The 13518-nt window shown below is 71.0% G+C and carries 14 protein-coding genes; 6 read left to right on the forward strand and 8 right to left on the reverse strand.

The window, feature by feature from the left end; translation table 11 throughout:
* Positions 1-46: 46 nt before the first annotated feature.
* Positions 47-1375: an LLM class flavin-dependent oxidoreductase gene (locus J0I43_RS11290; RefSeq protein ID WP_292863567.1), complete on the reverse strand. Its 1329-nt coding sequence runs from the start codon at positions 1373-1375 to the stop codon at positions 47-49.
* On the reverse strand, positions 1372-2709 hold the full coding sequence (locus tag J0I43_RS11295) for an aminotransferase class I/II-fold pyridoxal phosphate-dependent enzyme (protein WP_292863570.1): 1338 nt from the start codon (positions 2707-2709) through the stop codon (positions 1372-1374). Before J0I43_RS11295 ends, J0I43_RS11290 begins: the two co-directional genes overlap by 4 nt.
* Before the next feature lie 132 nt (positions 2710-2841).
* Between J0I43_RS11295 and J0I43_RS11300 the strand changes: the two genes are divergently transcribed.
* Positions 2842-3927: a putative zinc-binding metallopeptidase gene (locus tag J0I43_RS11300; protein WP_292863573.1), complete on the forward strand. Its 1086-nt coding sequence runs from the start codon at positions 2842-2844 to the stop codon at positions 3925-3927.
* Between the two features lie 24 nt (positions 3928-3951).
* Here J0I43_RS11300 and J0I43_RS11305 read toward each other — a convergent pair whose 3' ends face one another.
* Both J0I43_RS11305 and J0I43_RS11310 read right to left on the reverse strand, forming a co-directional pair.
* A complete protein-coding gene (locus tag J0I43_RS11305) occupies positions 3952-5064 on the reverse strand; it encodes a crosslink repair DNA glycosylase YcaQ family protein (RefSeq protein ID WP_292863576.1) in 1113 nt (370 codons plus the stop codon).
* Positions 5065-5104: 40 nt separating this feature from the next.
* Positions 5105-6118, reverse strand: coding sequence for an SDR family NAD(P)-dependent oxidoreductase (locus tag J0I43_RS11310; RefSeq protein WP_292863578.1), 1014 nt, complete (start codon positions 6116-6118; stop codon positions 5105-5107).
* Positions 6119-6226: 108 nt separating this feature from the next.
* On the opposite strand from J0I43_RS11310, the gene J0I43_RS11315 reads away from it, so the two are divergent.
* The gene (locus J0I43_RS11315) at positions 6227-6889 is read left to right on the forward strand and encodes a hypothetical protein (RefSeq protein ID WP_292863581.1); all 663 of its coding nucleotides are present in this window, start codon (positions 6227-6229) and stop codon (positions 6887-6889) included.
* Between the two features lie 21 nt (positions 6890-6910).
* On the opposite strand, the gene J0I43_RS11320 is transcribed toward J0I43_RS11315, so the two are convergent.
* On the reverse strand, positions 6911-7711 hold the full coding sequence (locus J0I43_RS11320; protein ID WP_292863584.1) for a methyltransferase domain-containing protein: 801 nt from the start codon (positions 7709-7711) through the stop codon (positions 6911-6913).
* Between the two features lie 45 nt (positions 7712-7756).
* The gene (locus tag J0I43_RS11325) at positions 7757-8707 is read right to left on the reverse strand and encodes an aldo/keto reductase (RefSeq protein WP_292863587.1); all 951 of its coding nucleotides are present in this window, start codon (positions 8705-8707) and stop codon (positions 7757-7759) included.
* A gap of 56 nt (positions 8708-8763) precedes the next feature.
* Here J0I43_RS11325 and J0I43_RS11330 point away from each other — a divergent pair, with 56 nt between their 5' ends.
* The 3 genes from J0I43_RS11330 to J0I43_RS11340 all read left to right on the forward strand — a co-directional run bounded on the left by J0I43_RS11330 (position 8764) and on the right by J0I43_RS11340 (position 10912).
* Entirely contained in the window at positions 8764-9063 is a 300-nt protein-coding gene (locus J0I43_RS11330) for a hypothetical protein (RefSeq protein ID WP_292863590.1), read from the forward strand.
* Between the two features lie 174 nt (positions 9064-9237).
* A complete protein-coding gene (locus J0I43_RS11335) occupies positions 9238-10266 on the forward strand; it encodes an LLM class flavin-dependent oxidoreductase (RefSeq protein ID WP_292863593.1) in 1029 nt (342 codons plus the stop codon).
* A gap of 10 nt (positions 10267-10276) precedes the next feature.
* Positions 10277-10912, forward strand: a complete 636-nt coding sequence (locus tag J0I43_RS11340) for an AAA family ATPase (RefSeq protein ID WP_292863596.1) — start codon at positions 10277-10279, stop codon at positions 10910-10912.
* Here J0I43_RS11340 and J0I43_RS11345 read toward each other — a convergent pair.
* Positions 10843-11313 carry an ASCH domain-containing protein gene (locus J0I43_RS11345; RefSeq protein WP_292863599.1) on the reverse strand — a complete coding sequence of 157 codons (471 nt, stop codon included), beginning with the start codon at positions 11311-11313 and terminating at the stop codon, positions 10843-10845. The two genes, J0I43_RS11340 and J0I43_RS11345, sit on opposite strands and share 70 nt — an antisense overlap.
* A gap of 158 nt (positions 11314-11471) precedes the next feature.
* The gene (locus J0I43_RS11350; protein ID WP_292863602.1) at positions 11472-12767 is read right to left on the reverse strand and encodes an alpha/beta hydrolase-fold protein; all 1296 of its coding nucleotides are present in this window, start codon (positions 12765-12767) and stop codon (positions 11472-11474) included.
* A 113-nt stretch (positions 12768-12880) separates the two neighbouring features.
* On the opposite strand from J0I43_RS11350, the gene J0I43_RS11355 reads away from it, so the two are divergent.
* Complete coding sequence (locus tag J0I43_RS11355; RefSeq protein ID WP_292863605.1) at positions 12881-13504, forward strand: ArsR family transcriptional regulator; 624 nt, start codon at positions 12881-12883, stop codon at positions 13502-13504.
* Positions 13505-13518: the final 14 nt, after the last annotated feature.

Genomic DNA, 13518 nt, shown 5'->3' on the forward strand with positions numbered 1-13518 from the left:
CTCGCGGGCGAAGGCGCTCAGCTCAGGCAGCGCAGATGGCGCAGGTTCAGAAGGCGCGCAGATCGGCCCGGAGGCCGGCGCCGGTGTACTCCCGGCGCAGGATGCCGCGCCGGCGCAGGATCGGCACGAGCTCGTCGAGGGTGCGATGCACCGTCGCGGGATGCAGGTCGCCCCACAGCAGCACCCCGTCGTTCCCCCACTCGCCGAGCTCTTCGACGAGGTCGGCGAACTCCTCTGCGGTGCCGACGAACCCCGAACGGTCGGAGATCCGGCCGAGCTTCGCGAGCGCGCCGAGGTGGGCGCGCAGCGGCGTCGTCCGTGGGTCGCGGTCGCCGGTCAGACGGCGCAGCGAGCCCTGCGAGACATGCTCGGCGAAGAAGGAGTCGGGAAGGGGCGCATCGAGATCGAGGCCCGTCAGATCGGTCTCCAGGTCGCTCGACTGACGCTGGGCGATCTGACGCAGCGTCTCGTCGGTGGGGTGCGCCGATGCGGCGACCACCCGATCCGCCTCCTCACGCGACGCCACGATGACGGGTTGGATCGCGAACATGATGCGGATGTCCTCCGCGCGGCGCCCGCGCTCCGCCGCCGCCGCGTGGATCCGCGCACGGTAGTCGCGCACGCTCTGCTCGTGCAGCGGCGCCAGCGCGAGCTGGATGTCGGAGTTCGCACCGGCGAAGGCGAGCCCGCGGCCCGAGCCTCCGGGCGACGCGATGACCGGCTCCCCCAGCCCCACCTCGTCGAACGGGATGGCGTTGAGCGGCCCGTCGAACGCGAAGTGCTCACCGCGGTGCACCGTGGCATCCAGGCGCGTGCCGTCGGCGTAGACGCCGGATGCCGCGTCGCGGACGAGCGCACCGGCTCCCCACGACGACCAGAGCGCGCGGATGCCGGCGAGCCACTCTTCCGCCCGGTCGTAGGCCGCGTCGTGGCCGAGCGCGGGCGCATCGCCGAAGTGGCGCGCGCTCCCGGTGTCGGTGACGACGTTGAGCCCGAGACGGCCCGCGCTCAAGTGCTGCAGCGTCGCGAACTGACGCGCCGCCGTGTATGGGAGGGTGGCGGCGGGGTTGACGGTGGGAATGACGCCGAGGTGCCGTGTCGCCTGGAACAGGTACGGCGCGAGCAGCAGCGGGTCGTGCTTGGGGCCGCCGAACGCGTGCCGCACGCGCAGGTCGATCGTCGCGGGCGAGCCGAGCGACGGGGCATCCTCGATCAGGAGGAAGTCGAACCCCGCCTGCTCGAGCTCGCGCGCGGACTGCTGATAGAGGTCGGGGCGTGTCCAGTCGTAGTCCCAGTCGAGGTACGGATGGCCCCACCCGTGCGGGCCGAACCCGCGCGCGAGGAACCAGCCGAAGTGCTGCGGCCTGGCGCTCACGCGACCACGGCGACGGGCGCGTCGACGGCGACGTCGAGGGCGGCGGACAGGTCGCCCAGGAGGTCCGCGACGTCCTCGATGCCGATCGACACGCGGAGCGTCCCCGGCTCGACGCCCAGGGCGCGGCGCTCGGCGTCGGTGAGGAAGGCGTGCGACGTCGTCGCCGGGTGCAGCACGAGCGAGCGCACGTCACCCAAGTGCGTCATGTGCGTGAAGACCTCGAGGGCCTCGACGAAGCGCTGCGCCGTATCGGCGTCGCCGCGGAGCGTGAAGGTGAAGACCGAGCCGAACCCCGCCGCGAGGTCGCGCACCGCGAGGGCGTGGTCGCGGTGCGCGGGCAGCCCGGCGTAGTCGACGGAGGCGACTTCGGGGCGCGCGGCGAGCCACTGCGCGACGGCGAGCGCGTTCGCGCTCTGCCGCTCCACGCGCAGGCTCAGCGTCTCGATGCCCTGCCCGATGAGGAAGGCGTTCAGCGGCGACGGCGTCGGCCCGAACCGCGGGGCGACGCTCTCGCGTGCGTAGGCGATGCGGGCGTCGCCGCCCGTGCGCTCGGCGATGCTGGGACCCGGCACGCCACCGGGACCGCGGCCGGGCGCCACGAGGTGGGGATAGAGCGCGCCGGAGCGCTCGGCGTCGAAGCGGCCGCTGTCGACGATCGCGCCGCCGAGGACGCTCCCGTGCCCGGCGAGGAACTTGCTCGCCGAGTGGACGACGACGTCGGCGCCGAGCTCGATCGGCCGCAGCAGATACGGCGTCGCGAACGTGTTGTCGATGACGAGCGGGATGCCGTGGCGTCGGGCCACTTCAGCGATCGCGGGGATGTCCAGGAGCCGGTTGGTGGCGTTCGAGATCGACTCGGCGAAGAGCGCCCGTGTCTCCGGGCGGATCGCCGCCTCCCAGGCATCCACGTCGTCGATCGCGTCGACGAAGGTCGTGTCGATGCCGAGCCGGGCGATGTTGTCGCGCAGGAGACCCCGCGTGCCCTCGTAGATGTGCGTCGAGGACACGATGTGTCCACCCGCCTCGACGAGCGCGAGGAGCGCGACGGTCGTCGCCGCCTGGCCGCTCGCGAGCAGAAGAGCCTGCGACCCGCCCTCGAGTGCAGCGAGCGTGTGCTCGACGGCGTCGATCGTGGGGTTGCCGATGCGGGTGTAGGCGTAACCCTCCCCCGCTCCGAAGTGCGCGCCGGCCGCCGCGTACTCGTCGAACTCGAAGCCCGCGGTCAGGTAGATGGGCGTCACACGTGCGGTCGGGGCGGACCCCGTGGCGGATGCCGGCACGGATACTGCAACGCCCTGGTGCACCTGACGTGTCGAAAACCCTCGTCGGCTCATCGCCCTACCTCCTGAAGACCCTCCGCGCGCGCTCGCGCCGTCCGCGCTCACGCGGGATCTCATCGTCGCCCGCGCGGCCTCGCGGACGCGAATCGCGTGTCGTCGTGTGACGCCAGCCGGTACGGTGATCCGGTGAGCTCCACCCCGCGCTGCCCCTCCTGCCGCCGCTTCGTCTACCTCGACACGCTCGTCTGCCCCGAATGCGGCACCGAGATGGGCATGCAGGTCATCGACCGCGTGTTCGTCGCGCTGCGCGACGGGCGCGCGACCGGTGACGACGGGACGTGGTTCGCCTGCTCCGAACGCGAGTGGGGATGCAATTGGCTCGTCCGCGACGACGCGCCGGCCGGCCGCTGCATCTCGTGCCGCCTCACCCGCACCCGCCCCGATCAGGACGACACGATCGCCCTCGAGAAGCTCGCGAAGGTCGAAGAGGCCAAGCGCCGCCTCCTCCTGCAGGTCGGCGACCTCGGGCTCCCGATCGTTCCCTGGTACACGACGCCGGGCGGCCTCGGCTTCGACCTCCTGTCGAGCCGCTCGGACGGGCGGAAGGTCATCATCGGGCACGCGAACGGGATCATCACGATCGACCTGGCGGAGAGCCTCGACGACGTCCGCGAAGCCGTGCGCGTGAAGCTCGGCGAGCCCTACCGGACGATCCTCGGGCACCTGCGGCACGAGATCGGGCACTACTACCAGAATGTCCTCATCCAGGACGACGAGACCTGGGCGCGCTGCCGCGACCTGTTCGGCGACGAGCGGGCGAGCTATCAGGAGGCGTTGAAGCGCCACTACGCCGTGGGCGCCCCGGAGTCGTGGCAGGACTCGTTCATCTCGGAGTACGCCACGATGCACCCGTGGGAGGACTTCGCCGAGACCTTCGCGCACTACCTCCACATCGTCGGTACGCTCCAGACCGCCGCCGCGATCGGCATCCGGCTGGATGCCGGCGTCTCGACGCTGCGCGACATCGACGTCGTACCGCGCGACGACTACCGCGACGAGCCGGTCGGGCGCGTCCTCGCCGACTGGGCGGCGCTGTCGCAGGGCTTCAACCGCGTGAACCGCTCGATGGGCCTCGGCGACCTCTACCCGTTCACGATCACGCAGCCCGTGCAGCGCAAGCTCGCCTTCCTGCACGAGATCATCACGCGCACGCCCCTCACGACGGACGAGCAGGTGGCCCTCGCCCTCGCGCCGGGCGAGGAGAGTGCCTAGAAGGAAGCCGGTCAGCGGACGCGGTCAGCGGTCGCCGGGAAAGACCACGGGCACCCCGAGCCAGTCCGCGAGATCGCGGATCTCGGCATCGACCATCTCGCGCTCCTCGGGGTCGAGGCCTCCTCCGAGCTCGTCCCGCTCGTGCACCGCGGTGACGACGAGGTTCTCCTTCTTCTTGTCGAGCTGCGCATCGAGGAGCGCCGCGAACCGGTCGCCGACGAGGATCGGATGCGCGAAGTACCCGTAGACCCGCTGCGCCTTCGGCTTGAACTGCTCGAGGATGAACTCGAAGCCGAAGAGCTCCTTCAGCCGCGGCCGATCGAAGAGGGCCCCGTCGTACGGGTTCAGGATCGCGACGCGCCCTCCCGGGTCGTCGTCGAGCCCCGCGAGCGCGTCCGGATCGACGCGCCACTTCCAGGCCGAGCCCTCGACGACAGCCGGCTCGCCGGCCATGCCGACGGGCGTCCACGGCGATTTCTGCCGCGCGATGCCCGCGGCCTGCAGGCGGCGGCGCTCGAGCACCCGGGCCGCGTCCTCGGCATCCAACTCGGGAACCCCCGCGTAGACCCGATCTCCGATGTCCCACACGCGCTGCCGCCCCTCGCGCCCGACGATCCCGACCTCGCCGATGTAGGCGAGCAGATCGAGCATGCGCGGCACTTGATTGGGGCCGTACCAGCCGGCCTCGTCGTGGTGCGCGACCTGGCTCGTGTCGGGGATCTGCGCCGCGAGCATCGGCCCTTCGGCCCGGAGGCGAGCGAGGACGTCGCGGCGGAATCGCTCGTTCGCCGCCATCCACGTCGCCGCGCGCTCGCGGAAGACCCGGGCCCGCATGCGCGCGAGATGCGCAGGCAGAAGGGATGCCGCGTGGAAGTGCCCGTCGGACTCGAACAGCAGCCGATCCTGCTCCACCGCCTTGCGCAGCTGGCCCGGTTCGTATGCCCAGCCGATGCGGCTCCACAGGGCGGCGTGCTCCGCTGTCGTGATCGTTGCCGTGGGGTCGATCTTGATCGCGCCGAGCTGCTCGGCGACCTCGACGACATCGCCCGGTCGCTCCGCGTCGAGGAGCTGCGCACGAACGGCGAGACGCCGCGCCTCGTCGCGCGTGAGGCGGTGGACGGACGTGTCGGCGGTCATGCGCAGAACGCTACGCGTGACCGCCGACACGCGCATCCCGTTACTGCACCGACCACCCGCCGTCGCTCGGCAGCACGACGCCGTTGAGGTTCACGCCGTCGTCCGAGAGGAGGAAGGTGATGGATGCCGCGAGCTCCTCCGCCGTCGCGAGCGTCGGGATGGATGCCTGGAACGGGTGCAGCCGCGCCGACCCCGCCTCGGACACGTGCGGCGGGAACGGGATGCCGGTGGCGACGCCTCCCGGAGCGATGGCGTTCACACGGATGCCCGCGGGACCGTACATGAACGCGGCGGAGCGGGTCATGCCGATGACGGCATGCTTGCTCGTCGTGTAAGCGTTGCCCGACGCCGAGCCGCGCAGGCCTGCCTCGGAGGAGATGTTCACGATCGACCCGGCGCCGGCGGCGATCATCGCGGGCAGAACGGCGCGGGTGAGCTTGAACGCGCCCGTGACGTTGACGCCCATGACGCGGTCCCACATGGCGTCGGTCGTCTCGTGCAACGGCGAGAAGTCGTCGTTGATGCCGGCGACGTTGGCGAGACCGTCGATGCGCTCCCCCGCCGCGGCCACGATCGCGTCGATCGACTCCTGCTTCGTGATGTCGCCGGCGACCGTCACGATCGTCGCCTCCGGGAGGGATGCGGCGAACTCGCCGAGCTTCTCCTCCGAGATGTCGACGGCGACGACGCGGCCGCCTTCACGGGCGACACGCGCGGCGGTCGCACGACCGATGCCGCTTGCGGCCCCCGTCACGACGACGGTCTTGCCGGCGAAGCGCCCGGCGGTGATCTTCTCGACCCAGCCCGACGGCGCGGCATCCGCCGGCATGACGCCGTTGTTCGCCTTCAGAACGAGGTCGTCGACGACCGACTGGGGCATCTGCCCCTGACTGAGCGCGACGAGCTGCTGGAGGGGAAGCCCGCGCAACGGCGCGAGGGTCTCCTCCGACGCACCGGATGCGGCGAGCAGGCCCCGGACGAGAGGTCCGCCGACCTCGCTGTCGAGCCAGGCCCCGATCGTGCTGGCGGCGGTGAGTGGTGTCGTCTCTGACATGGTGAGCTCCTTAGCGAGCCCCGGGCGGGCTCATCAGGTTCAATTCCCGATCGGGAACTTTTATTCCCGTGCGGGAAATAATAGTGGATCCGCATTAGAGTCGTCACCATGTCCGATCCCCGCCCCGCGCCGCGTCGTCGCCGCGGCGCGCGCGCGGGCCTGGACCAGGCGGCGATCGTCGATGCCGCGCGCGGGCTCGATCCTGTCGACGTCACGATGCAGGGCGTCGCGACGGCTCTCGGCGTCGACCGCAAGGCGCTCAACCATCACGTGACCGACCGCGAGAGCCTCCTCGAGCTGCTCGCGATCGATGCCTTCCGCCGCCGCTTCTCGGCCGACGAGGTCGACCTGGGCGAGACGTGGCAGAGCGCGTGCCGGGCCTACGCCGACAACATGTGGCACAGTCTCGTCGACATCGGGCAGTGGTTGCCCTACTTCCGCTTCACGAGCCCGCGCGACCTCGCGATCGCGGGCCCCGCCGACGTCATCGCGGCGCGCATGCTCGCCGCCGGCTTCGAACCGGTGACGGTCAGCCGCGCGCTGCACCTGCTCGTCACGATCTGCCGCGGATTCGCGCAGGATGCCGTGATCGGCAGCCGCGCCGGCGGCCATCCCCAGGTCGAGGATCTGCGTGTCGCGCTCGCGACGGAGCGGGAGGGGTACGTGGCGCTGCGTGAGCTCGTCGACGCGCGCGTCGACAACTACGGCGCCGAGCAGTTCGCCTTCGACCTCGACGCCTTCATCGCCGCGATCGAGCGACTCGCCCCCTGACCCCGGGTGCTCCCGCGGCCCTCAGCCGCGAGCGAGGATCTCGCCGTGGGGCAGCAGGATCCAGCCATCCTCGGCGACCGCCCACTCCCGCCACGCGGCGCTGATGCGCTCGAGCGCGGCCCGGTCGGCGATCCCCTGCCCCACGACGACGTCCGCGAACGCGGACTGCAGCGCGCGATCGGCCCACATCCCGCCCCACCACGCCCTTTCGGCCGGGGATTCGTAGAGCCATACCGACGCGGAGGCGCGCACATCGGCGAAGCCGGCTTCCTGCGCCCACGCCTTCAACCGCCGCCCCGCGGCTGGTTCGCCGCTCGTCGCGCGGTGCGCCGCGAGATAGACCTCGAGCCACTCATCCAGACCCGGCAGCCGCGGCCACCAGATGACGCCCTCGTAGTCGACGTCGCGCGCCGCGACGACGCCCTCCGGCGTCACGACGCGGCGGAACTCCCGGAGCGCGTCGACCGGACGGGCGAGATGCTGCAGCACCTGGTGGGCGTGTACGACGTCCCACTCATCGTCGGCGGAGTCCAGCGCGTACGCGTCGTCGACCGCGTACGACACGGTCGACGCGCCCGCTGCCGCACGGTCGGCCTCGGCCTGCGCGACGACGTCGGGCGAGGCGTCCACACCGCGCACCGCTCCGGGCGCGACCCGAGCCGCGAGGTCGAGCGTGATGGTCCCCGGCCCCGCGCCGACATCGAGGACCGACGTCCCCGGCGTCAGGAGCGGGAGAAGGTAGGCGGCGGAGTTCTCGGCGGTGCGCCAGCGGTGCGAGCGCAGCACGCTCTCGTGATGACCGTGGGTGTAGGCGTCGGGCATGGGGTCATCCTGCCAGGCGCCGACGCCCCGCCGTCACCACCGCCGTCACATGTCGGCGGGGGTCCACTCCGAGACCTCGTCGAGGTCGGCGACCTCGGCCGCCGTGAGCTCCGTCGTCGCGCCCGCGAGGAGGTCCGGCACCTGGGCGAGCTTCGACGCCGACGCGATGGGGGCGACGACCGTCGGCTTCGCGCGCAGCCACGCAAGGGCCGTCGCCGCGATCGAGACGCCGTGCGCATCGCCGACGCGCTCCAGCACCTCGAGGATCTGCAGCCCCTGCGGCGTCGCGTACGTCGCGGCCTGGCCGGCGCGCGGCGACGCCTGATCCTCCGGCTCGGTCGACCGGTACTTGCCGGTGAGGAACCCCTTCGCGAGCGAGAAGTACGGTACGAGCGAGAGCCCCAGCTCCTCCGCGACCGGGACGATGTCGTTCTCGGTCTCGCGGTGGACGAGGTTGTAGTGCGGCTGGATCGCGACGGGCTCCGAGACGCCGAGGTCCCGCGCGATGCGCACCCACTCGCGGATCCGATCGGCGGAGTAGTTCGACACCGCCGTGTACCGCACGAGACCGTCGGAGACGAGCTGCCCGAAGGCGGCGACGGTCTCTTCCAGCGGCGTCTCGGCGTCGTCGAAGTGCGCGTAGTAGAGGTCGATCGACTCGACGCCGAGGCGCTCGAGGGATGCCTCGGCCGCTGCCCGCACGTTCGCCGCGGCCAGTCCCTTGAACTGGGGATGCTGGCTGACCTTCGTCGCGACCGTCAGGCCCGTGTGATGCCGGCTCGCGAGCCACGCGCCGAGGATGCGCTCGCTCTCGCCGCCTTCGTGGCCGGGCACCCAGGCGCTGTACGAGTCGGCCGTGTCGATGAAGTTGCCGCCGCCGGCGTGGAACGCGTCGAGGATGGCGAAGGAGGCGTCACGGTCGGCCGTCCAGCCGAACACGTTGCCGCCGAGGGCGAGGGGGAAGACGTCGAGGTCGCTCGTGCCGATGCGGGTCATACTCCGATCCAAGCACGGCACGCCCCGGCGCATTCCCCGCCGCGTACAATCACGTCATGTTCGGTGCGGCGGTGATGTGGGTCTTCCTCTTCTCCCTCATCGCGCTGCCCGTGTACTTCGTCTGGTACGCGTGGGACACCGCGCGCAGGCGGCGCCGTGGCGAGTCGATCTCGCGCCCTTCGGGCGGCTCATTCGGTTTCGACGAGGTCTGGCGCCCCACCGCCGCTGAGGCGCAGGCCGTCTGGGAGGCCGAGCAGATCACGCCCGCTCCCGCACCGACGCCGCGCGACGGCCCGGGCGTCATCACGGGCGGCCGCATCGTCATCGAGACCGGCCTGCGTCCACCGGCGCGCTGACGCGCGCCACGCCCGCGGAGTTTCGGGCGCGTAAAGCGACCGAAACTCGATTCGCGAGAGCTTCGGGCGCTTGAGGAGACCGAAACTCGGCCGAGTGCGACTGTGTGCAGGCATCCGGATGCCGCGGCATCCATTCACGGGAATGGAACGCTCGGGCGTACGGTTGCAGTCATCATGCAACGCTTCGGAACACTCTCGTTCGGACACTACGGACCGCTCGGCGGCGGGCGCGAGCTGACCGCCGGAGACTCGCTCCACCAGGCGATCGACCTCGCCCAGGGGATGGACGAACTGGGCGCGAACGGCGTCTACTTCCGCGTGCACCATTTCGCGCGTCAGCAGGCCTCCCCCATGCCGCTGCTCGCGGCGATCGCCGCGAAGACCGAGCGCATCGAGATGGGCACGGGCGTCGTCGACATGCGCTACGAGAACCCGCTGTACCTCGCCGAGGAGGCCGCGGCCGTCGACCTCATCTCCGACGGGCGACTGGCGCTGGGCGTCAGCCGCGGGTCACCCGAGACGGTCGTGCGCGGGTACGAGAAGTTCGGCTACACCGCTGAGGACCCGCGCGGCGCCGACCTCGCACGCGAGCACTTCGACCTGTTCTGGCGCGCGATCGGAGGCGAGGGCATCGCCGAACGCGACCCGAACTCCCCGTTCGGCGGCGGCAACGGGCTGCAGCGCATCGAGCCGCAGTCCGCGGGGCTGCGCGATCGCATCTGGTGGGGCGCAGGGTCCCGCGACACCGCCGAGTGGGCGGGCCGGATGGGCCTCAATCTCATGTCGTCGACCCTCGTCACCGAGGCCGACGGGCGCCCGTTCGACATCCTGCAGGCCGAGCAGATCGACCGCTTCCGGACGGCGTGGAACGAGGCCGGGCACACCGGCACGCCGCGCGTGTCGGTGAGCCGTTCGGTGTTCCCCATCACGACCGCCGAGGACGAGCTCTACTTCGGGCACAGCCAGGAGGGCGACGGGATCGGCTACATCGACGGCTTCCGCTCGACGTTCGGCAAGACCTACGCGGCATCCCCCGACGTCCTCGTCGAGCAGCTGCAGCAGGATGCCGCCGTCATGAGCGCCGACACCCTCATGCTGACGATCCCGAGCCAACTCGGCGTCGCGTTCAACCTGCACATCGTCGAGGAGTTCGCGAAGCACGTCGCGCCCGCCCTCGGATGGAAGCCGAACACCGAGAAGTAGACTCCGCGTCATGCTCGGCGCGCGAGACCCCCTTCCGATACGCCCGCGACGGATCCTCGTCGCGGGCGTATCAGGTGTCGGGAAGACGACACTCGCACGGCGACTATCCGGCATCCTGGACATCCCGCACACCGAGATCGACGCGCTCTTCCACGGCCCGGACTGGACACCGCGTGCGTCGTTCGCAGACGACGTGCGCGCCCTCATCGCGCGCGACGCGTGGATCACGGAATGGCAGTACTCCGACGCCCGCCCTCTGCTCGCCGAGCGCGCCGACCTCCTGGTGTGGCTCGATCTGCCCTACCTCCGGGTGACCCTGCCGCAGGTCGTGCGGCGCACGGTGCGCCGCCGGTGGCGACGCGAGGAGCTGTGGAACGGCAACCTCGAGGGGCCGCTGTGGGCCTTCTTCACCGACTCTGAGCACATCGTCCGGTGGTCCTGGTCGACTCGGCGGACCTACGCACCTCGGGTCGCGGCGCTCCGCGTGGAGCACCCTTCCCTCACGATCGTGCGTCTGCGGACACCGGGCGACGTCGAGGTCTGGCTCGGCGCCGTGGCGGCCGGGGAGCGCCGCCGTCACGACGATCCGTCGCCGCCCACGATCAGTCGGAAAGATTCGCATACGACGGGCATGTCCGGTTCGTAGCCGCGCGGCCCCTCGGAGTGCTCGGTCCAATACCGCTTGTGGACCTCCCGCCACGACGAGAGCGTGCGGTCGCGCTCGCCCTCGGCGAATGCGTGGGCCGCCGCCACCTCGTCGAACGGCACGACGACGACATCGGTCGTCTCGATGAGCGCGCGCGGCGCACCCATGCCGTCGAGGATGATGCTCAGTTCGCCGGCCTGCGGCAGCGCATCGCCCGAGAACTCGTAATCCCACACGGAGGACGCCGTCGCCGTCTTCGTCCCCGCGAGGACGAGCTCCAGTAGTCCGTCGGCGTGCTCGCGCGTCGCGCCGAACGCCCATGCCGAAGGCGTCTCCTCGGGCAGGCCGGCCACATCCGCTCGGCACCGCTGCCAGAACTCCGCGATCGCGTCGGCACTCACCCACCCAGCGTACGGCGCCGAACGGTCAGCGCGTGGCCGTTCATAACTCCTTCGAATCGGCGCAGGCCACGCCGGCCTCCCCCGGAAACACGCGGTTCTCCGGCGCCACGCCGCACGGATCGAAGGAGTTGTGCACGGGCCGGGCGCCGCTCACCCGCTCAACCCGTCGAGAGCCCCAGCAATGGATACAGGACGGCGAATCCTTCGATCAGGCCGCCCTTGAGAGCGTCGCCCGTATGCCCCGCGCCGGGAACGTCGTAGCGCACGACGGTCATCCCGACGCTCTTCGCCGCCGCGGCGACGCCGTCCGCCGCCGCGATGTACTCGGGATCGTCGGCCCCTGCCGTGAAGATCGCGGTCATCCCCTGGAACGTGCCCGCGGGCGCCGCGGCCATGATGTTCACCGGCTTGGATGCCTCGAATGCCGCCGCCGAGCCGCCGTAGATGATCTTGGTGATGTTCTCGACCTGCTCCGACCCGCCGTACGGCTCGCCCGACACGCTCAGGATGTTCTTCCACAGCTGCGGCGAGCGCACCCCGAACGTGAGCGCACACCCGCCCCCGTTGGAGTAGCCCGCGATCGTCCAGTAGGCCGGATCGTCGATGATGTTCAGGTTCGCCTTCGCCCACGCCACGACGTCCACACTCACGTACGTGCGGGCGTTGCCGTAGGCCGCAGAATCGGCGCACGCCGTGTCGGCGCCCGAAGCCCCCAGCTGGTCGGCGACGATCACGATCGGCGCGAGGCCGTCGTGCTGGGATGCCGCGGCATCCAGCACGTCGCTGATCACGGTCGGGTCGGGGTTGCCCGGGTGCCCCATCATCATGATGACGAGAGGAAGCGCGGGGGCGTTCGGGACGAGAGCGGCGGGAGGCAGGTACACCCCGGCGGGGCGCGCGTCGAACCCCGACGCCGTCCCCGGGATGACGGCGCTGCCGCGCTGGCCTTTCGCCGGCATCCCTTCGGGAGCCGTCCAGGTCGCCGACAACGGCTGCGCCGGTGCACCCTGCAACTCGGCGGGCGGCGTCGGGAGCGTGATCGGCGGGCGATCGGGCAGGCCGAACACCGAGCCGAGCGTCGGATCGAGGCCGAACGTCGCATTGATCGCGACCGCCCCGGCCAGCGCGAACGCGATCGCCGCGACGACGGACACGACCGCACGCCACACGCGGGCGCCGACGATGCCGCCGAGGGCGAACCCGACGAGGGCCAGCGCCCCCGCGCTCCACCACAGCACGAAGTCGGGCAGGTCGTCGCCGAACGCCTTCGTGAGGTTCGCGACGAGGACGGCGATCGTCGCGGCGCCCGCCCCCAGCGCGGCCCCGATGATCGCGGCCTGAACCGAGCGCAGCCGCCATCGCCGCGCGAGGAGGACGACGAGCAGCACCGCCGCCACGGAGTACACGATGACGGGAAAGGGGCCGCCGATGATCTGCAGCTCCCAGATGTACATGAGGTGACACTAGACCACGGAGAGTGAGCGCCCGGTGAGCGCACGAACGGTGCTTTCCGAGACACCTGATCAGACCACTGGCGCGAAAGGGGAAAGCCGTGAATAATAGTGGTATGACCACAGGTCGCCCGGCGGGCTACAGCGCCATATCCAGCTACTCACGCGTCGAGATCCTGCACCTCGTACAGGATCGTCCGAATCGCACCGTCTCCGAGCTCGTCTCGGCCACGAAACTCCACCCCAACACCGTGCGCGAGCACCTGCAGCGCCTCATGGACGACGGCTACGTCGTCTCAGAGACCGAACACCGCACGACGCGCGGCCGTCCGCGCGTGCTCTACTCCGCGAGTGACGGCGTCACGGCTTGCAGTCCCGTCCAGCGGCGCAAAGCACGCGACGCCGCCGAACGCGGCGACCTGATGCGCCGCGTCCTTCCCGGATCCGCTCCCGAGCTCGACACCGCCGCACTCCACCAGATTGACGCACTCGTCGAAGACCTCGAAGGGGCGGGGTTCGACCCCGTCGTCGACGAGAGCGAGCTGACGGTGGAGCTCACGCCGTGCGCGCACGCGTCGTCGCAGGCATCCCACCGGGAGACCCTCTGTAGCGTGCACCTGAGCATCATGCAGAGCGTGCTCAGCTCGGCCGACGGTCCGCTGTCGGTCGACGGCATGCGCTCATCGTGCGACCCGCGCGAGTGCATCGTCCAGCTGCTGCACGCGTCGCAGAAGGCCTGACCTCCCAGAACCTG

Origin of the sequence: Microbacterium sp., assembly GCF_017305435.1 — a bacterium.
Taxonomy (GTDB): domain Bacteria; phylum Actinomycetota; class Actinomycetes; order Actinomycetales; family Microbacteriaceae; genus Microbacterium.